Below are 20,919 nucleotides of genomic sequence, written 5' to 3'. Positions count from 1 at the left end.
CTCAACCCGTCACTCCTCTGCCAATCAGGACTGCCCGCTGAATGACGCCAGCCATACTTTATGCGGCTCGCTTCTGATCTCCGTTTTTCCACAACTAAATGAGCCGCCGCTCATTACTGCGGCTGGCCCAGATCCAGCGCAATCAAATGCGCCACATGGTCCGGCCCACATGACAGCTTCTGTGCGACCTTGCTTTCAGGCGTCACCACCCGCCAGAATGGCACAACCTCTTCGATCCGTTTACCCTCTTCAAGGTCGCGCAAGCTTACCTCTGCGACCACGCGAAGATATATGGCTGTTGTCACTGGGCACATCGACTGCGCCCCTGCTTTGCGGGCCAACTCGTTGCGAAGCCGTGCAATCGTCCGCGTTTCGCCCTTGGGGATCTTTGCGAGATACGTGGCAACATCACCCGGTGACGAGATTAGCATCGTCGTCCCAGCCTTCACCCCTGCAAAATCGCTGTGGAGCATGACAATATGCGGCGGCTTTGCAGCGCCAAACCGTTTGCGCCAATCTGTCGGCTTCTTTGCCATCTACTGTTCCTCAACTCGGGCTTTCAACTTGGCCAAATACGTGGTCGCGAACTCCGTCGGATCAAACAACAAACGAGCCATAATCCGCCCCAAAGGAGAGGGAACAGTCACACGTTCGACCACTGCGATGCGTGTGCCCCCTGAAACCGGCTCCAAAAGCGCCTGCCACTCTCCGGAGTAGCCAGCATCCGACGTGAAGCGCAACGATATCCGATCCGCGGACATGTCGTCGGCAACAAACTCGATCCGCTCCCCGCGCGATGTCATCTCGAACCATCCCGTCTCTGTCCGTGTGACAGTGCCCAAATCGCGCCATTCTGGTTGTGTCTCCACATCTGCAATCACCGCAAGCACCAGATCAGGCGGTGCCGCAATGGTTGTTTCCGCGCGACCTTCGCGCGTTGCCGACAAGAGCCACCCAATAAAGAGGATCAGGACCCCCAGCAGTGCCACTGCGACAAGAGACAAGATCAAGATTCGCATACGCGTGCCTCCGAATTGTTTCCTTTGAGTCTATCGACCCGTGCGAACGCTCAGAAGTATCTCAATATTTCTTTATTTTTTTCAGATGGTTAAACTTTTTCGTAGCTTCCACAGGTCGCAACCATCGTCTTCATGACGCAAGCTACAGCGAACCCAGCGGGTTACCCCGCCGGGCCCTTGGGGAGACCCCGATCCTCAGAACAGGATCACCTCCTCGCGGTCGACCAGCTCGGGATTTTCACTCTCGGCCGACTTCGGGCGGCTTCAGGCAAGTCGACCTTCTCAGCGATGATCTCGCGGCCGTAGCGGTCGTTCCCCATGCGGGAGGTCCATCCAGCTCGCAGTGGATGCGCCCCTTGAAGCACGTGATGCGATGCCAACCCGGCGTCAAGTTTCCACTTGCAAACTGCTCATTACCTTTGAAGGGTTAGGGGACACTAACTTTTGGCGTTTCATGATGACCGACTGCGGCCAGAGATTTAGGATGCCTGTTATAAATGGAACAAGACGTAACAAGGAGCGAACCGACAGTTTCCGCTGAAACCCTCGCCAAGTGGCAGTTTTTGGTTGATCAGATTTCTAAGATTGCAGACGTTCCAGCAACGCTGATCATGCACACGCGCGAACAACAGCACAGTGTTTTTGTAAAAAGCGCAGGCAATATCAACCCCTATCTTAAGGGGCAATCCTTCCAACTTCACGACAAGTTGTACTGTTCTGGCGTGTTCCAACGAGACGGTGAACTCTGCGTCGAAGACGCCACGCAAGACCCGCATTGGCATGACAATCCTGACATGGAGTTCGGGATGAGCTTTTATGTCGGGTTGCCGCTTAAATGGCCGGATGGTTCGAATTTCGGCACCATCTGCATGCTGGACCGGTTCACAAATCAGCGTGCGTTGCAGTTTCGCGAGGGGTTGCGGCACTTTTGTCAGATTATCGAGGACGACTTGGCCATGCTTGAGGAAATCGAGCGGCGGAAGCGGGCAGAGGCGCGTTTGCAGAAAGAACTGGACCTGCGTGAAGACCTTGTTGAAGCACGAACAAAAGACCTGGAGGAGGCCAACACTGCGTTGCGGGTACTTTTGAAAGGTGTCGAACGATCCAAAACAGAAATCGAGGAGCGTGTCGCGCAGCAGATCAAAGGGTTGGTCTTGCCGCATGTTTCGCGGTTGCGGCAGTTGAATGCAGATGACGAGCGCGCGCGCTCATATCTCGACACCCTCGAAGCGAATCTCAAAAACATCACGTCGTCATTTTCGGGAAAGTTGGCTGTGGCTTTGGAGAGGTTGACGCCAACGGAATCAGAGATTGCTCAATTGGTCGCACAAGGGCGCAGCACAAAAGAAATCGCAAAGACCCTGTCCCGCGGCACCAGCACAGTTGATTTCCATCGCAACAACATCCGACAGAAACTTGGCCTGACCCATGGTCGCAGAAACCTCCAGAAATATCTGGAGAATTTGAAATAGTATGGGGAAACCCCCAATATTGAACCCACAGTATTCTAGCACCCTGACCAGCCCGCCCTGCCCTATCCTCGAACCATCCGCGCAACACGGGCGGTGGATCACAACAGGGAAATCAAAACGATGGACAACAAAGATCTCAAGCCAATCACAATGAACGGGCAAAAAGACGATCTGGCCCCCGGCCTGTCACGACGGTCCTTTTTCATGGCTGCCGGTGCGGCTGGCGTAGGCAGCGCGGCGAGCCTGCTGACGTCGACCTCTGCTCAGGCTCAATCGACGGACTGGACCCAGCCGGGCAACAACAACCACGTCATTGAGCTTCAAAACGCGACAAGTTTTCCCGACGGTGCGGTCGGCATCGAATACTTTGGCCACTGCGCGTTCAAGATCACGTCACCGGGCGGTGCAACCGTGGTGGTTGATCCGTGGAGAGACGATCCATCGGGCGCTTGGGGTTTGTGGTTCAAGTACAAGTTTCCCGAAACGGTAACTGATATCACGCTCTCCACGCATACGCACTTTGATCATGACGCTATCGACCGGCCGGTTTCGACCATGGTGCTTGACCGTATGGTCGGCACGTTTGAATTCGCTGACCTTAAGATCACCGGCTTTGCGGACAAACACGTTTGCAAGGCCCCCGGCTACTACGACTGGACCAATGCCCTTGCGGAGTTCGGCGCCGAAGCCTGTGCGCCCAACAATGTCAGCCACATGGATATGGTTGTGTACGTGATCGAAACAGGGGGCATTCGCACCTTGATCTGGGGCGATAACCGTGCAGATCCCGGTCCTGGTTTTTGGGAGGCCATCGGCCGGGTTGATGTATTGACGCTACCGGTGGATGGCTCAGAGCATATCCTGTCTTACGTGCAGGCGAATGCAATTGTTGACCGCCTCAAGCCCAAGGTTGTCGTACCGACCCACTACCTGAACGAAACCTCCACCTACACCCTGTCCACACTGCGCCATGCGGATGATTGGGTGAAAGACCAAAAAAGCTTCAAGCTGCTCGACAGCGCCAATCTCTCGCTGAACGCAGCCGAGGTTGCTGCAATGGATCGTGAGTTCATGTACTTTGGCAGCAACGTCTCAACTGCATAAACTGGCCAAAGCATGTCACAGTGCGAACCTTGGAAGCTAAGCGTTCAAGGTTCGCTCATACCACGAAGACCTGAGCGCAGACATCCAAACACGTGCTCTAAAGCGCCGCGATGTCCCGCTCTGCGAAGAGCGGTCACCTCATCCGCAGAGGCCTGCAGTGCCGCGCCTTCCCGCGGCCTTCAACGCTGCGATAAAGCGTAGACGAGCGGCCATTCGTGTAAAGGGCGGCAATGTCGATGGTTACAAGCGGCAAAGAAGAACCTGCGCGCGCGAGCAGGCCTCACATCGGTCGACCACTCGCGTCGCGCGTCACCCCCGGCCATCACTCTGCAGTTGGCCGAAGTTGTAGTCATAGCTCCGAGGTTCAGGGCTATTCTTACCGCCATTCAACCATCGTGCGTGTCGCCACCATGCGCGTGACTGGCAAATTGGCGAAAGTCCAAGCAACGCAGCAAGACAGCCCTGTCCGCCACGTTGCGAAACTTGCCGGCTGACAAAGGTGGTGGGCAGTCGCAGTACAATCAACGCACATTCAAACACTGTGGCGACTGCTCTAAGGACTGAGAGCGCAATACACTTGATGTGGCAGCAATATAAGACAAAAATGACACTAAGCAGCAAGTCACTTGAGCAAAGTCGGGTCGGTTGTGAAGCCATGAGTCTGAAGCCTACGGGAGCAATTTAATGTCGATATCGGATCAGCTGATCACCCAACGCCGCGCAGAACCCGCAAAAATGCGCGAAGAAATGCGCCAAGTATTGACCGAAAAGGAACAACAGACGCTAGGGATCAATATGGGTGCCGGGTCCGACCATCCCCGTGCTTGGGTCGGCCCCCCGTTTATTTACGATCTGCTGGGGGCGATGCAGTTCCAGCTGCTGATCGATCTGGGCATGCGCGAAAACCATAAGTTTCTGGATGTAGGTTGCGGCAGCCTGCGGTTGGGCCGTCTGGCGATTAACTACCTGCTTGAAAACCGGTATTTTGGTCTGGAACCCAACGTCGACATTCTGAACCGTGGATGCGAGATGCACTTTGGCGCGGATATCGAGAAATCGCAGGTCATCGCAAAGAAAAAGGCGACTTTCGCCCATAACACAGACTTTGATTTTTCGCTGACAGGTGGGCCGGTGGATTTCGTTTTTGCGCAATCCATCGCGTCGCACACTGGACCAGCCATGACCCTGAAACTGCTCAAGGCGATTGCCGACGTGTCACACGACGATACCGTCAGCATGGTGACCTATATCCGCTGCGGAATGCCTTCCAAGTCGAATACCGAAGAAGGCTGGTTCTATCCCGAATGCGTGACCTATACTGATCAGGCGTTCGGCGCCTTCGCACGGCAGGCTGGGCTGCACGCCTATCGCACGGTATGGCCCGCGACAAACATCCGCGAGGACGGTCTGGTCACCACACAGCACCCAACGATCTTAACGAAACGGCCGTGGAAACCACGTCTAAACCAACGCATGACCGCGTCGCTGTTTGAGGGCATCCAGAAAATCAACTGACCAAAGCCCCCGCCCCACAAGGTGTGGAACATCCGGGTTAGCGAGTGTTCCAGAGACCCGCGCTTTGATCATGGTTACTGGGCGTCATTCGCAGACCACGCAACTGCGTCTTCGACCAGTTTCTATCAAACTTACCTAGCGCTCGGTTGTGTGGATCTGAAAAGCCACTTATCTCAAATCGACGGAACATCCGAACGCGTGCACAAACGACCGCGCCTCACCCCTCACGAAAATCCGCACCGAGGTTTCACCAATTCCGGGCCCCGATCCCAAGCAAGTCGGAGCCACCGGCCAACTTCCCCCCAAACCTTACAAAACCCACGTACAGACCTTACCGACCTTACACGCGAACTCTTATGTCAGCCCCATGTCTCGGGCGATCATGGCCGCGTGGGTGCGGTTTTTGGCGCCGAGTTTGCGGGACAGGGTTTTGAGGTGCAGCTTGACTGTAACCTCTTGAATATCAAGGTCTCTTGCGATTTCCTTGTTGGATTTTCCGTGCAGGATGCCGACCAACACATCGGTCTCTCTGGGCGTCAGGCGCACCGGCCCCTCCGCCTCCGACTCTCCGGTTTCCAGAAAATCTAGCGGTGTGTAGGTTTCACCCAACAACATATGGTGTACCGCGGCCACCAAAGACTGCGGATCAAGCGTCTTGGGCAAGAACCCCGCCGCCCCCGATCTCAGCGCCCTGCGCCCAATCTCCGCCGTCGCCGTCCCCGACAAAATCGCCACCGGGCATTTCGCCCGCGCTTTCATCACCCCAAGGCCTGTCAGGGAATCCATGCCCGGCATCATAAGATCGAGCAGAACCAATTGAAAAGGCCCGTTTTTTTCTTGAACATCCAGCGCCGCCCCAAGGCTTTCGGCGACGTGCACCTCAAACCCACCCTGCGCGCGCAGGTAGGCGGCGATCATTTCCCGGACCAGATCATGGTCGTCGGCCAACAAGAGCTTGGTCATCGGCGCGTCCTTCCTTCTGCCACCTCAAAATTCCTTTTTTTCTCATTTTTCAACACGTAAGCAAGCTGCCGAACCATGACAATCCTTTGATAACCCTAAGCGGGTATGTCCCGCCTACCCTATAACCGGCAAGTTCCGTGCCAAGCCGTCAACTCCCCTATCTTTAGGGATAGGGGGCTGGTCAAACGGTGGAAAAGAAGCAAATACCAAAGATGGTATAAGAATGTGGTCTGTCCTGATGACCCCGCGTGACAAGGAACTCCTCCGGTTGATATACTCTACACACGCAAAAGCTGAAGATCACTCGGAAACTGTCTCAGCCGCGCCGCGCCGAAGGATCAGATCCACCCAAACTGCCTTTTGTCCAAGTATTCCAGTGTAAGGCCCGACATGCACGTCCCCTCCTCCCGCAGGTTCCCCCGTCTGAACAGACTGCTTGTGATCCTGCTGGGCCTGTTTGCAGCGGGGTGCATGCTGGCTGCGGTGCTGTTGACAAGCCGCGTCTATGTGCAACTGGACGAGTATCGCAGCGCCAGCCAAGACAACCTGCATTGGACCACCTCACGGCTGGAGGTAGACCAGCTTAAATTCCTCGCCTCACTCTATGCGCTCACCGGACCCGAAGAAAATCTGGTCGACCAAGTGCGCCGCCAGTTCGATATCCTCTACAGCCGCGCAACCGCCCTCCGGGATGGCCGCGTATACCGCGAGGTGCTGGAACTGGATATTGCACATGCAGACCTTGATCGCGTGTCCGAACTCTTGGCCAGTATGGTGCCTATCATTGACGGTGATCCGGGCGATATCTTCAAGGAACGGGCACGTTTGATCCAGCTTGGAAGCCGGATGGCAGATCCGATCCGCAACATTGCCGCGCGGGGTCTTGCGGCGGATGCGCAGCGCTCGGATTCCGAACGCGCGGCGCTGACCGCCAAGATCCTGAGCCTTGCCGTTCTGATCCTGATGATGCTGGCCGCGCTGTCCTCTCTCTTGCTTTTGGTGTGGCGCGTTTACCGCAGCTACCGCATGCAGGCAGAGCAAAACATAAGCAAATCCAATAGACTAACAACCATTCTTAACACGTCACAGGATGCCGTGCTTGTGGTTGGGGTCGACGGCTGGATCGGAGACACGAATGCGCGTGCGGATGATCTTTTGGCGCTGACGGATCGGCTGACGGCACGCATAGACTTGGGCGACGTGCTGTTCTGCAAGGGAGAAGATGGGACGTTGAAGCCCCTTTCCGGTAAACTCTTGCGTGACACCTGCGCCAGTGGCCCGTCGCGGCGCGAGGACGTGATCGTACGCAATCTGGAAGGGCGTGAATTTGCGGCGGAACTTTCGGCTGATCTCGCGCGACAGGGTGAGGGCGATATCTGCATCCTCTTCATCCGGGACATCTCGGAACGTCTGGCTGCCGAGGCTGAAATAGATCGCTCCCGCGAAAAGGCCCTAGCGGGCGAGCGGGCCAAGGCGCGGTTTCTGGCCATGATCAGCCACGAAATGCGCACGCCGCTGAACGGCATCCTGGGCGCGCTCGAGCTCTTGGGGGATACCGGGCTTACCCCGGAACAAGAGAAATTCACCCGCATCATGCGCTCCTCGGGCCAGCTCTTGCTGACGCAGATCACCGATGCGCTCGACCTGACACAGGCCGCCGCGCGTCAAATCGTGTTGCGCCCCGCCGCCTTTGACCTCGACCAACTTTTGGCAGAGCTGACGGAAACCCAACAAGGTCCAGCGCAGGCACGCGGCAACAGCCTGCGTCTGCTGGCCCCCCAAGACGGATTCGGGCGTGTCACCGGGGACAGAGCGCGGATTTATCAGGTTCTACTCAACCTTGCCTCGAATGCGATCAAGTTCACGCGGGATGGGGAAATTACCCTCGACGTGAGCCGCCTGTCATCCAAAGACACCGAACCAGACATGATCGAGTTTCAGGTGATTGACACGGGCATCGGCATAAGCGCCGACAATCTACCAAATGTGTTTGAAGATTTCATGCGGGTTCAGGACACAACAGGCGACCGACCAGAGGGGACGGGGCTGGGTCTTGGCATCGCGCGCCAACTCGTCAAGCTGATGAAAGGCACCATTGGCGTTGAGAGCGAACTTGGCGAAGGCAGCCTTTTTTGGGTCCGCCTGCCGCTGCCCGCCGCATCGGCCGTCGTCGGAGCCAAGCCCAAGGCGATCGTTGTCCCTGCCCCCGTTTCCGCCCCCCTGCGCGCGCTCGACGTTCTGGTGGTCGAGGATAATGCCACCAATCGCGTTGTGCTGGAAGGTATGCTCACAGGCGATGGCCACAAGGTGCATCTGGCCTGCGATGGGATCGAAGGTGTGGATTGCGCCCAAATAAGGCGTTTTGACCTGATTTTGATGGATATCAGCATGCCACGCATGGACGGGCGCGAAGCGACGCTCCACATCCGCGCAAGTCAGGGGCCGAATGCGCGCACGCCGATCGTGGCGCTCACAGCCCATGTGCGCGCAGAGGATCGCGGCGACCTCAAGAACATGGGCTTTGACCGGGTCGAGACCAAACCCCTGCGCCGCGAGGCGCTGCGCGCTCTGCTGATGCAGATTGGATCAGCCCCTTCGGCCCCCGTGGACCAGCCCTGCCATGTTGATCCGAGTTACATGGAACAACTGCGCGCCGCTTTGCCGCAAGACCGCATCGACCGCCTCTTGGTAGAATTCGAAGCCGAAGGCGAGGCCATTCTGGACGGTCTGAACCGCGATGCTCCGCTAAGCGGAGCGGATCTTGCGGATCACATCCACAAGCTGGCGGGCACGGCGGCGGCGACGGGCGGGCTTGCCTTGCAGGCCCTTTTGGGGCGCGCGGAATCCGCCCTGCGCGGCGGCGATACAGCCGAGGCGCAGACAGCCATTCTGGCCCTGCCCGACCTCTTGCAAGAGACGCTTCGCCAACTGAACGGCCACAATCGCGCGGGCTGAAACGCGCACAATGAATTGCCTTTTTGCGGACTTACTATACGTTTGCACCAAGTCAGCCCGCGCCCACAACCCACGCGCGCCTTGGTGCCCTCTGAAAACGGATTGCCGCATACAATGCAGATATGGAAACAACTGCTTTTGCTCTGCCTCATAGTCGGCACAGCGTATGGTGGCTATTACGGCTATCAGACTTATCTCGTGAGCGCGCCCGAAGCAGCTGCCGAGGCGCAGGCTGAGCGCCCTGTAACGGTTGAGATCGCTCTTGCAGAAGAGCGCACGCTGCAACAGACAATCGAAGCGGTCGGCACAACCCGCGCATTGCAATCCATCGACATCGTCCCCGAGGCGGACGGGCGGCTGACCAGCCTCAGGATCACGCCCGGCACGCGGGTGGAACAGGGCGATGTGCTGGCACGGCTTGACGATACGATCCAGCGTGCCGACCTGAGCGAGGCCAAGGCTGTGCTGGTTGAACAGCGGCAAACCGTTGAACGCACGCGCCAATTGCGCCAAACCGCCGCCGTGTCGCAGGCCACCGAAGAAGAGGCCGTGGCGCGTCTGGCCGAAGCCGAGGCCGAAGTCGAGCGCGCACGCCGCAGGCTTGAGGATCGCACCATCACAGCGCCCTTCGGGGGCGTGGTCGGGCTTACCAACTATGACGTTGGTGCGCGCGTGATCGAAGGTCAGGTGCTTACCCGGCTGGATGACCTAAGCGAGGTCGAGGTGGAATTCTCGCTGCCTGAAACGGTGTTTTCCCAAGTGCGCCCCGGCCAGACCCTGATCGCCCGCAGCGCGGCCTTTGCAGACCGGATTTTTGAGGGCACGCTGGATGTGGTGGACAGCCGGATTGATCCGGTCGGGCGCGCCTTTCGAACCCGCGGGCGGATACCGAACACCGATGGCACACTGGCCTCGGGTATGTTTCTGGCGCTGACATTGGTGCTCTCTGAAAGCGCGCATGTCACCGTTCCCGAAGAGGCGCTGATCTTTCAAGCCGCCGAAACCTACGTCTTTGTCGTCGCTGACGGCAAAGCCAATCGCCGCATCGTGACCTCTGGTCAGCGCAAGGATGGGCAAGTTGCCATCCTGTCGGGGCTTGAGGCGGGCGAAGAGGTGATCATTCGCGGGCTGCAGCGGGTGCGTGACGGGAGCGTGGTCAAAGTTCTGGGGGCAGACGCGGACGCGACGGCGAAAACCGACCTTGCCAAGCCGGAGAGCGCGACGTGACCCTCTCGGACATCTCGATCAGACGTCCTGTTCTGGCCGCCGTGGCAAGCCTTTTGATCGTGATCTTTGGTGTGGCGGCTTTGCGCTCTATCCCCGTGCGCGAATTGCCCGACGTGGACAATGCCGTCGTGACCGTGACCACCACCTATCGCGGTGCCGCCCCCGAAGTGATCGACACCGATATTACCGAGACGGTCGAGGGGGCCATTGCCTCGATCTCGGGCATTCGAACCATCAGTTCCGAGAGCCGACAGGGCCGAAGCCGCGTCACTATCGAATTTGAAACCAGTGTTGATATTGACGTGGCCGCCAATGACGTGCGCGATGCCGTAGGCCGAGTGCGCGGCGACCTGCCGGAAGAGGCCGACGAACCGCAGGTGGTCAAGAGCGATGCCGATGCCGATCCCGTGATGCGCGTCGCCGTCACCTCGGACCGCATGACAACAGCCGAAATCACGGATTATATCGACCGGTTCGTGGTGGATCGGTTCTCAACCCTCGACGGGGTGGCCAATGTTGATGTGATCGGTGCGCAGCCCTTTGCGGTGCGGATCTGGATTGACCGCCGCGCGCTCGCCGCGCGCAACCTCACCGTCTCGGATGTCGAGGCGGCGCTCTTGCGCAACAACCTTGAACTGCCCGCAGGCGAGGTGGAATCGATCAACCGGCAAATGACGGTGCGGCTGAACAGCCGGTTGCGCAGCATCGAGGATTTCCGCGACATCGTGATCGACCGCGTGGCAGGCTATCCGGTTCGGTTGGGCGATGTGGCGCGGGTCGTGCCGGGGGTGGCTGACGATTCCACCATTGTGCGCACCAATGGCACAGAGGCGGTGGGCATGTGGATCTTGCGGCAGAGCCAATCCAACACGCTGGAAATTTCCAATGCCGTGCGCGCCGAGATCAAGACACTGGAACCGAACCTGCCAGAAGGCATGAAGATCATCGTCGGCTCTGACGATGCGCTCTTTGTCGGGGCGTCGATCCGCGAGGTGGTGATCGCGCTCTTTATTTCTCTGGCACTTGTCGTCGCGGTGATCCTGCTTTTCCTGCGCAGTATCCGCGCCACACTTGTTCCTTTCATCACAATTCCTGTGTCGTTGATCGGCAGTTTCCTGTTGATCGGCATGTGGGGCTTTTCGCTCAACACGCTGACATTGCTTGCGCTTTTGCTGGCGATTGGTCTGGTGGTGGACGATGCGATTGTGGTGTTGGAAAACATCCAACGCCGGATCGAGGATGGGGAATCTCCGCTCGTGGCCAGCGTGCATGGCGCGCGCCAAGTGACCTTTGCGGTCATTGCCACCTCCATCACGTTGATTGCAGTTTTTGTGCCGCTGTCGTTCATGCCCGGTCAGGTGGGCCGACTTTTTGTGGAGTTTGGCTGGGTCATGGCCGGCACAGTCGCCATCTCGACCTTTGTCGCCCTTTCCGCCTGCCCGGCGCTTGCCTCCAAGGTGCTGAGCGCCCGCAAACTGCGCGCCAATGCCCCATCCGGCCCACGCCCGCCCTCATGGATTCAGCGCGCCTATCGCGCACTCCTGACCCGCGCGATAGGCATGCCTCTGGTAATCCTGCCCGTGACACTCGCCATCACCGCAGGAGCAGCACTTTTCTACGTGGATCTGCCCCGCGAGCTTGCGCCGCGCGAAGATCGCGGCGTTGGGTTTGTGCCACTTACCGCGCCTCAGGGATCGACCGTCGCGCATTCCGACATGGCTGCCCGACAGGTCGAGGCCATCCTTGATCCGCTGGTGCAATCGGGTGAGGTCGAAACCGTGTTCAGCTTTACCGGCTGGGGGGGGCGTTCGTGGCGCTCTTTCGTCGTGTTTCGCCTTGCGCCATGGGAAGAGCGGGATCGCCCGGTATCAGAGATTGTCAGCGAAATCGCACCGCAGATGGGGCAAGTCACCATCGCGCGCGGCTTTCCCGTAACCCCGGCGGGTCTTGGACTGCGCGGCAGTTCCACGCCCGTGCAGGTGGTGATCGGCGGGCCTGACTTTGAGAGTGTCAAGGAATGGGCCATAACCCTTCTAGAGCGTGCCGAAGGGGTTGAGGGGCTCGTCAATCCCGAGATCAATTTTGAACAGAACCTGCCGCAGCTCGACATCGAAATAGACCGTGCGCGCGCCGATGATCTGGGCATCTCTGCCGATGTGATCGCGGCCACGCTGCAAACCATGCTCGCGTCGCGCGAGGTCACGACCTTTGTCAGCCGGGGCCGCGAATATCCCGTGCTGGTTCAGGCCGAGGATGCGGACCGCCGCTCGCCCACGGATATCGAAAACATCTTTCTGCGGGCGGGCGACGGGGAAACGCTGGTGCCGCTTGGCGCGCTCGTGACCCTGAACGAGAATGCCGCAACCCCGTCGCTACGCCGCTTTGACCGGCTGCCGTCCATTCAACTCTCGGGCGCGCTTGCCCCGGATGCGGAATTGGGCGACGTTCTGGAACAACTCCAAGAGATCGCCGCCGACATCCTGCCGCCCGAGGCCAAGCTGGGCTATGATGGTCAATCGCGCACCTATATCGACACCTCCGCCGGGGTGGGTGTGGTGTTTCTGCTGGCGCTGCTGATCGTCTATCTCGTGCTTGCCGCGCAATTCGAGAGTTTCGTGCATCCGCTTGTCATCATGCTAACCGTGCCGATAGGGGTCGCCGGGGCGATTTATGCCATGGCGGCGGGGGGATTGTCGCTGAATGTCTACAGCCAAATCGGCATTATTCTACTGATCGGGCTCATCTCCAAAAACGGTATCCTGATCGTAGAATTTGCCAACCAGTTACGTGACGAAGGCTATGCCGTGCGTGACGCCGTGATCGAGGCCTCGGTCCTGCGCCTGCGTCCGATCATGATGACTGCCGTCTCGACCGTACTGGGCGCGGTGCCGCTTGTCACCGCCTCTGGCGCGGGTGCCGAGAGCCGGATCGCTGTGGGCACTGTGATCATCGCAGGGCTGGCCATGGCCACGGCGCTCATGCTCTTTGTCACACCCATCCTGTATGACTTGATGGCGCGGTTCACCCGCCCGCGCGGAGCAATTGAGAAAACGCTCGACGCAGCCCTCGGCAAAAGCGGCCAGCCCGCTGAGTAAGCTCTTGCCGATGACAGCGCCTGACCCCGCTTTTGTAGCCCCACAAGGGTGGCATTCCCGTGATCGGGATGGCATAAAAGACCAGCAGTCTGGGAGGGTCGTTGCGGTGTTGAAATCCAGTGTCAGGGTCGCCTCGCTTGCCGCGCTGTGCCTCTGGATTCTGCCCGATCTGGCGCAGGCGGCTGAGGTCCGGCTGACCGCGCCTGACGCGGGGGATGGGTTTGCAGACCGCTTGCGCAGCGCCTCGCTCACGATCACCACTGCCGCCCAACAAGAGGCCACCGCACAAGACCTATTGGCTGCGGCCCAATCGGATTACGGGCGTCTGATCGGTGTGCTTTATGCCGAGGGGTTTTATGGCGGCGTGATCCGCATCCTCGTGGATGGCCAAGAGGCCGCCAGCATCCCGCCCCTGCGCGCGCCAAGTGACATCAGACAGATTGACATCACCGTCGAGCGCAACGCGCCTTTCGTCTTTTCAACCGCGCGCGTCGCGCCGCTTGCCCCAAAAACCAAGCTGCCGCCTGAATTTGTCACCGGCAACCGGGCCAAGGGCGATCTTATCGGCGATGCGACACGCAGCAGCATCGCCGCATGGCGCACCACCGGACACGCCAAGGCGCTTGTGTCAGAGCAAACCATTATTGCCGATCACGCGGCCTCGACCTTGTCCGCCGACATCCAGCTTGATCCCGGACCGCGCCTGCACTTTGGAGAGCTGTTGCTGGCCGAAGAAAGCCGCGAAAGCCGTGTGCGCCCGGACCGTATCCGCGACATTGCGGGCCTGCCGAAGGGCCGCAAATTCTCGCCCGAAGAATTGGACAACGCCGCCACCCGCCTGCGCCGCAGCGGTGCCTTTCGCTCGGTTGTGATGATCGAGGAGGACAGGCCCAATCCCGATGGCAGCCTTGATATCACGGCCCGCGTCACCGATGCCCCGCCCCGGCGTCTTGGCTTTGGCGTGGAACTGGCCTCGCTCGAAGGGCTGACACTTTCGGGCTTTTGGCTGCATCGCAACCTCTTTGGCGGTGCCGAGCGACTGCGGCTTGATGCCATGATCGGTGGTATCGGCGGGGATTCAGGGGGCGAGGATTATCGCCTTGGCGCGCGCTATGACCGGCCCGCAACCTTTCACCCCGACACCGGGCTGTTTCTTGAGGCGCGGATCGAGGGAAATGACGAGCCAGATTATACGGAATCAAAGGTCGAAGTCGGCGGTGGCTTTACTCGGGTATTCTCGGACGAACTGCGCGGCGAGGCGGGCATTGCCTATCGCTATTCCGACATCGACGACGATCTTGGACGGCGCGAATTGCAGCATCTGCTGTTTCCGGCCAGCCTGACGTGGGACAAGCGCGATGATGCGCTCAACGCAACCTCGGGTCTTTTCCTTGAGGTCTCGCTCACGCCTTTTATCGGCCTCGACCAAAGATCGGGAGACGGCGCGCGCATATTTGCAGATGCCCGGCACTACCGTAGCTTTGGCGCGGGCGACCGTTACACCCTTGCAGGGCGCGCGCAGATCGGATCGGTCGCAGGCCCCTCAATCGGCGAAATCCCGGCTGACATGTTGTTTTATTCCGGGGGGGCAGGCACTGTGCGCGGACAGGATTATCAATCTCTGGGCGTGGATATCGCCCCCGGCGTGCGCGTGGGCGGGCGTGCCTTTGTCGGCTTCTCGGGGGAATTCCGCGCCAGCGTCACAGACAAGATCCAAGGCGTGGCCTTTGTCGACACGGGCTTTGTCGGTCAGGATGCGCTTGGCACAGGACGCGGAGATTGGCACAGCGGTGCCGGGATCGGTGCCCGCTACTTCACCCCCGTGGGCCCAATCCGCGTAGATATCGCCACCCCCTTGGGTGACAGGGCCGGGGAAGACCTCGAACTTTACATCGGTATTGGGCAGGCATTCTGATGGCCCGGCTGGTCCTATTCCTGTCGTTGCTGCTGGGGGCCCTTGCAACGCCACTCTTGGCGCAAACCGCGGATGAGGATCGCGGCTATCTGCAAGCCTTGCTTGAAGATAACCTCTCTGGTGCTGGACGCGAGGTGCGGATCACCGGCTTTGCCGGGGCGCTCTCGTCTCAGGCGACTATCGCAGAACTGACCATTGCTGATCGCGACGGCATCTGGCTCACGCTGCGCGATGTAACGCTCGATTGGACGCGCACGGCGCTTTTGCGGGGCCGGGTCGAAGTCAATCGCCTGACCGCGCGAGAAATCACGGTGGCGCGGGCGCCAATTGCCGAAGAACCGCTTTCGCCAGACATGGCAGAGGCCACGCCCTTTCGCCTGCCAGAGCTGCCAGTCTCCGTCAACATCGGCGAGATCAGCGCCGAGACACTTACTCTTGGCGCCCCGCTTTTGGGTGAGGAGGTCGCTCTTCGCCTGCTTGGGCGGCTGTCACTGGGAAGTGGTGAAGGGGCGGCAGAGATCGAGGTGACCCGCCTTGACGGGCGCGGTGCCGTATCGCTGAACGCAAGTTTTGTGAATGCGACCCAGGTTCTCGCCCTTGATCTGTCACTTCAAGAGGACGCGGGCGGCATCGCCGCCACTTTGCTGCAACTGCCAGATCGGCCCGCTCTTTCGCTCGGGATCAGCGGTACGGCCCCCTTGAACGACTATACGGCCGACATTCGCCTTGCCTCGGACGGCACCCCCCGCCTGACCGGAGAGGTTACGATCCGCGACGCGGAGGCCGAGGGGGTCACGGCAAAAACCTTTGGCGCGACGATTTCGGGCGATCTCACACCGCTTTTTGCTGCTGACTACCGCCCCTTCTTTGGGACAGAAAGCGCGCTCAAACTGACCGGCACGCGCCAGCCAAACGGGGCCTTGGAAATCGCGGATTTCACACTTTCGGCGGCGCAGGTTACGCTTTCCGGTGCGTTATCGCTCGATGCTGCGGGGTGGCCTCAGCGATTCAGGCTGACCGGCGAATTGGGCGATGGTGATAGCCGCGTGCGTTTGCCCATCAGCGGCCCCGCAACCCACATTCGTGGCGCTACGATTGACGCTGCCTTTGATGCCGCGCGCGGCGATCGTTGGCGCGCACAGCTGGGCCTGACCGGGTTCGAACGCCCTGATATCGGCCTTGCCACGGCCACGCTCTCGGGGCGTGGGGCGTTAGAACGCACCGCACCGCGCGGTGTAACAGCACTTGTTGAATTTGACCTTGCCGGGCTGCGCGTTGACGATCCGGCGCTGGCTGAGGCCGTCGGAACAGAACTGTCCGGCCTTGCCTCGCTCGATTTCACCGAAGATCGCCCACTTGTCTTGAGGGCCCTACGGCTTGTGTCCGGCGCTGCGCAGCTTTCGGGCAATGGACGGATCGCGGCCTTGGCCGAAGGGTTTCCCGTCTCTGGCACCGCAACGCTGGAGGCACCCAACCTCGCACGCTTTGCCGCGCTCTCCGGGCAGAGCATTGCAGGGGCAGCCAAGGCGACCATCGCAGGCTCTGGCAGCCTGCTTGGGGGCGACTTCGACATCACACTCGATGCGGAAACGGATCAACTTGCGGTCGGCATTGCCCAAGTTGATCCCCTGATCGCAAGCGCGGGCACGCTCTCGATGGCTGCACGCCGCGATACCACCGGCATCGCGCTCGACCGCCTTCAGATCGAAAATGACGTGATCCGCGCCACAGCGTCGGGGCGCCTCAGCGGCGAGAGCGGCGCGCTCAGCCTTGCGGCGCGGTTGACCGATCTGGCGCTTTCAGATCCGCGCCTGTCCGGTCCGGCAGAAATCAGCAGCAACGTGGCCTGGCAAACCGGGGGCGACGTGACCCTGACGGGACTGGATGCAGCGCTCATGGGAAGCCGCCTGCGCGCCAATGCAACCCTCTCGCCCGAGGTCGAGGGCCTGCCCCTGAGCGGGGAACTCCGGGCAGAGATCAGCGATCTGGCACGGTTCAGCGCCCTGGCGGGCCTTCCCCTGCGCGGTGCCCTTGACCTGACGCTTGACGGCAAAGCCAAGGATCGTGGACAGGATGTAGAGATCAGCGCCACGCTCGATGGGCGCAATCTTGGAACCGGGATCGCCGATCTCGACAAGCTCATCGCCGGGCAACTCTCTCTCAGGGCAGACGTTGCGCGCCGCCTTGACGGGATCGAGATTGGTACGCTCCGGCTTGAGACGCCACAACTCGCGCTCTCCGCAGGGTCGCCCAACCCGGATGCTCCCGTAGATTTCAACATACGTCTGGCCAATTTGGGCATGTTCGCCCCTGATTTCGCGGGCCCCGTGACCGCAACGGGCCGCGCCACCCTGTCGGGCGCTCTTGCTGAGCGGGTGGCCGTGATGCTTTCAGCTGAGGGTCCGGGGGGCACCACGGCGCAGGTCTCGGGCGACATCGTGGATTACGGCGCGCGCCTTGATCTTAGTGCCAGTGGCGCGCTGCCGCTGGCGCTTGCCAACAGCTATATCCGACCGAACGCGATTCAGGGAACCGCGCGCTACGACCTGCGGATCAACGGTGCCCCCGCCCTGCCCGCCGTCTCGGGTTCGATCAGCACCTCTGACACACGCATTGCCCTGCCCGCAACCGGCCTCACGGTCGAAACCCTGAGCGGCACGGCAACGCTCGATCAAAGCCGCGTTCAGACAGATTTCACCGCGCAGATGCGCGATGGCGGACAGATACGGGTGACCGGGCCGGTTGGCCTGACCCCCGGCTTCACAGGCGATCTGTCGGTGGGGCTTGATGGCCTCGTGCTGAGCGACCAGTTGATCTATACCACGACGGTGAACGGCAACATTGGCGTCAACGGCCCGTTGACAGGCGGCGCGCGGATCAGCGGGGCGCTGACACTTGAGGAAACCAATATCCGCATCCCCTCAGGCTTGGGCGCGGCATCGGTCTCGTTGCCAGATCTTCAGCATCGCAACGAACCCGCCGCAGTGCGCACCACCCGAGAGCGCGCAGGCCTGATCCAGACCGAAACAGCCGGGCGCGCGCGGCCCTACGCGCTCAACCTGTCGATCAATGCCCCCAACCGGATATTCGTTCGTGGGCGCGGGCTTGATGCCGAACTGGGCGGCAGCCTGCGCCTTGCCGGAACCACCGATGCCGTTGCCCCGGACGGGTTTTTTGAATTGATCCGGGGGCGGATCGACATTCTGGGTCAAAGGCTTACGATGACCGAAGGCCGCATCACGATGCAGGGCTCTCTTGATCCCTACCTGCGCTTTGTGGCCACCACCGATGCGGGCGACGTCGCTGTGCAAGTGATCGTAGAAGGCGTGGCAAGCGCCCCCGAAGTGCGCTTTGCCTCTGATCCTGATCTTCCGCAAGAAGAGGTGGTCTCTCGGCTTATCTTTGGGCGCGGCTTGGATAATATTTCTGCCTTTCAGGCCGCGCAAATGGCCTCGGCGGTGGCGACGCTGTCCGGCAATAGCAACGGCGATGTGGTTGGTAAGCTGCGGGGTGCCATCGGCCTTTCGGATCTCGACGTCACACAAACCGAGGATGGCGGCACCGAGGTGAGTGCCGGTGCCTATATCTCGGACAAGGTCTATACCGAAGTCACAGCCGACAGCGAAGGCAAGCAACGCATCAATCTGAACTTTGATCTTAGCGACAGTGTCACCCTCAAGGGCGGGGCCTCTAACGATGGCTCCTCTGGGGTTGGCGTGTTTTTTGAACGCGATTATTGAGGGAATCGCGAAAACTTTTACAGGTTGCTCAGAATTCGGGCATAAAAGACTGACCTAACGCTCTGCTGCTTGGAATGATTTGTGCAGGCACAGAGCAAAAGGGAGGATCGCATGCGTTATATTCCATGGTTGATCAGTATTCTGCTCGTGCCCATTGGTGGGGCGATTGCCATTTGGTTGCCATTCTGGGGCGGGATGCTGGCGGGGCTTGCGGGCTTGGCCGCAACCATCGGGCTCTACGATGTTTACCAAAGCAAGCGTGCAGTTCTCAAAAACTATCCGCTCTCTGCCCGTCTGCGATTTCTCTTTGAACATTTCCGCCCCGAGATACGGCAATACTTCCTCGAAAGTGATCATGACGAGACCCCCTTTTCGCGCGAACAGCGCGCGCTTGTCTATCGCAGGTCCAAGGGAATCGAGGGCTTGCGCCCCTTTGGCACGTTGCGCAATGTCAATGCCGTCGGGCATGAGTGGATCAATCACTCCATGTCGCCAAGCCACCTGGGTGACATCGCATTTCGCCAGCCCATCGGTGGCCCGGACTGCACACAGCCCTACGACAGTTCTGCGCTCAACATTTCGGGCATGTCCTATGGCGCGCTGTCGCCAACGGCGATTGAGGCGCTGAACTGGGGCGCAAAACTGGGCGGCTTTGCCCATACCACCGGCGAAGGCTCGATCTCGCGGTTTCATCGCAAACACGGCGGCGATCTGATCTGGCAGATCGGATCAGGCTATTTTGGCTGCCGCACCGCCACAGGCGCGTTTGACCCAGAGATGTTCGTCACCAATGCCTCTGACCCTCAGGTCAAGATGATTGAGATAAAGCTCAGCCAAGGGGCCAAGCCCGGACACGGCGGCATCCTGCCCGGTGCAAAGGTGACAGAGGCGATTGCAGAGGCGCGCGGCGTTCTGGTGGGTCAGGATTGCATCAGCCCTGCCGCCCATTCTGAATTTTCCTCGCCCGACGGCCTTTGCCGCTTTATCGCCCGTCTGCGGCATCTCTCGGGCGGGAAACCTGTGGGGCTCAAACTCTGCGTGGGTCACCCATGGGAGGTGTTCGCCATGGTCAAAGCCTTTCATGAAACCGGCATCACGCCAGATTTCATCACCATCGACGGGGCCGAAGGCGGCACCGGCGCGGCCCCGGTGGAATTCGCCGATCACAAAGGTGCCCCCATCCGCGAGGGGCTCATGCTTGTGCATAACAGCCTCGTTGGCATGGGGCTGCGCGACCGCGTTCGCCTGATTGCCTCGGGCAAGATTATCAGCGCCTTCGATATGTGCCGCATGTTCGCCCTTGGTGCCGATGGCTGCAATATCGCGCGCGGTTTCATGTTCGCGGTTGGCTGCATTCAGGCGCAAGTCTGTCACTCGGGCAAATGCCCAACTGGCGTCACCTCGCAGGATCCCGGCCGTTACCGCGCGATCGTGGTTGCGGAAAAGCATCTGCGCGTCGCCAGTTATCACCGCAACACGCTCTTCGCCCTCAAGGAAGCGGTGGAATCCTCTGGCCTTCAGCGACCACAGGAATTCACGCCACATCACCTGATGATCCGCGTCAACAGCCGCGAAGTGCGTTCCGCCGCAAGCCAGTATCTCTGGCTCGAACCCGGCGAATTGCTCGGCGGTCATGTCAGCCACCCCGCCTTTGCCAAATACTGGGATCACGCCCGCCCCGACACATTCGCCTTCGCCCCCTGAACGAGGACCGCGAAGAACCGGGATAAGCCGGTTCTGATCAGAGGAAAACAAATGGTGCCCAAGGTGGGTTTCGCCCTGCATCCTACCCCTTTGTTTTCAATGGAGTAATACAGGCGCTGGGCAGCGATGTGTAGTGAAATGTGTATACGGGACCGATCATCGGCTAGTGCCCGTGGGGATAGGGGCCACACCACTGGCGCAGCCCCTTCA

At 60.0% G+C, this 20,919-nt stretch carries 12 protein-coding genes; 9 read left to right on the top strand and 3 right to left on the bottom strand.

From position 1 onward, the window contains the following. Window positions 1–113: 113 nt before the first annotated feature. Complete coding sequence (locus ACLGGT_RS16210) at window positions 114–536, bottom strand: hypothetical protein (protein ID WP_081508494.1); 423 nt, start codon at window positions 534–536, stop codon at window positions 114–116. Next, the gene (locus tag ACLGGT_RS16205) at window positions 537–1,019 is read right to left on the bottom strand and encodes a hypothetical protein (protein WP_437196849.1); all 483 of its coding nucleotides are present in this window, start codon (window positions 1,017–1,019) and stop codon (window positions 537–539) included. 497 nt (window positions 1,020–1,516) lie between these two features. Here ACLGGT_RS16205 and ACLGGT_RS16200 point away from each other — a divergent pair, with 497 nt between their 5' ends. The 3 genes from ACLGGT_RS16200 to ACLGGT_RS16190 all read left to right on the top strand — a co-directional run bounded on the left by ACLGGT_RS16200 (window position 1,517) and on the right by ACLGGT_RS16190 (window position 5,110). Then, the gene (locus ACLGGT_RS16200) at window positions 1,517–2,491 is read left to right on the top strand and encodes a helix-turn-helix transcriptional regulator (RefSeq protein ID WP_437196848.1); all 975 of its coding nucleotides are present in this window, start codon (window positions 1,517–1,519) and stop codon (window positions 2,489–2,491) included. A 120-nt stretch (window positions 2,492–2,611) separates the two neighbouring features. Then, the gene (locus tag ACLGGT_RS16195; protein WP_437196847.1) at window positions 2,612–3,595 is read left to right on the top strand and encodes an MBL fold metallo-hydrolase; all 984 of its coding nucleotides are present in this window, start codon (window positions 2,612–2,614) and stop codon (window positions 3,593–3,595) included. Between the two features lie 735 nt (window positions 3,596–4,330). Further along, entirely contained in the window at window positions 4,331–5,110 is a 780-nt protein-coding gene (locus tag ACLGGT_RS16190) for a hypothetical protein (protein WP_437196845.1), read from the top strand. 354 nt (window positions 5,111–5,464) lie between these two features. Here ACLGGT_RS16190 and ACLGGT_RS16185 read toward each other — a convergent pair whose 3' ends face one another. Continuing rightward, window positions 5,465–6,073, bottom strand: coding sequence for a response regulator transcription factor (locus tag ACLGGT_RS16185; RefSeq protein ID WP_008282245.1), 609 nt, complete (start codon window positions 6,071–6,073; stop codon window positions 5,465–5,467). 438 nt (window positions 6,074–6,511) lie between these two features. Here ACLGGT_RS16185 and ACLGGT_RS16180 point away from each other — a divergent pair, with 438 nt between their 5' ends. The 6 genes from ACLGGT_RS16180 to ACLGGT_RS16155 all read left to right on the top strand — a co-directional run bounded on the left by ACLGGT_RS16180 (window position 6,512) and on the right by ACLGGT_RS16155 (window position 20,709). Next, window positions 6,512–9,028 (top strand): ATP-binding protein, encoded by a 2,517-nt coding sequence (locus ACLGGT_RS16180; RefSeq protein WP_437196844.1) that lies wholly within the window; start codon window positions 6,512–6,514, stop codon window positions 9,026–9,028. 114 nt (window positions 9,029–9,142) lie between these two features. Further along, the gene (locus tag ACLGGT_RS16175) at window positions 9,143–10,255 is read left to right on the top strand and encodes an efflux RND transporter periplasmic adaptor subunit (protein ID WP_437196842.1); all 1,113 of its coding nucleotides are present in this window, start codon (window positions 9,143–9,145) and stop codon (window positions 10,253–10,255) included. Further along, on the top strand, window positions 10,252–13,350 hold the full coding sequence (locus ACLGGT_RS16170) for an efflux RND transporter permease subunit (RefSeq protein ID WP_437196840.1): 3,099 nt from the start codon (window positions 10,252–10,254) through the stop codon (window positions 13,348–13,350). Before ACLGGT_RS16175 ends, ACLGGT_RS16170 begins: the two co-directional genes overlap by 4 nt. 106 nt (window positions 13,351–13,456) lie before the next feature. Continuing rightward, window positions 13,457–15,265 (top strand): autotransporter assembly complex protein TamA, encoded by a 1,809-nt coding sequence (locus ACLGGT_RS16165; RefSeq protein ID WP_437196838.1) that lies wholly within the window; start codon window positions 13,457–13,459, stop codon window positions 15,263–15,265. Beyond that, on the top strand, window positions 15,265–19,005 hold the full coding sequence (locus ACLGGT_RS16160) for a translocation/assembly module TamB domain-containing protein (protein WP_437196837.1): 3,741 nt from the start codon (window positions 15,265–15,267) through the stop codon (window positions 19,003–19,005). Before ACLGGT_RS16165 ends, ACLGGT_RS16160 begins: the two co-directional genes overlap by 1 nt. Window positions 19,006–19,116: 111 nt before the next feature. Then, window positions 19,117–20,709, top strand: coding sequence for an FMN-binding glutamate synthase family protein (locus tag ACLGGT_RS16155; protein ID WP_151979227.1), 1,593 nt, complete (start codon window positions 19,117–19,119; stop codon window positions 20,707–20,709). Window positions 20,710–20,919: the final 210 nt, after the last annotated feature.

This window comes from Roseovarius sp. MS2 (genome assembly GCF_051447875.1).
Classification (GTDB): domain Bacteria; phylum Pseudomonadota; class Alphaproteobacteria; order Rhodobacterales; family Rhodobacteraceae; genus Roseovarius; species Roseovarius mucosus_A.
This window is presented reverse-complemented; position numbering and strand designations above follow the sequence as displayed.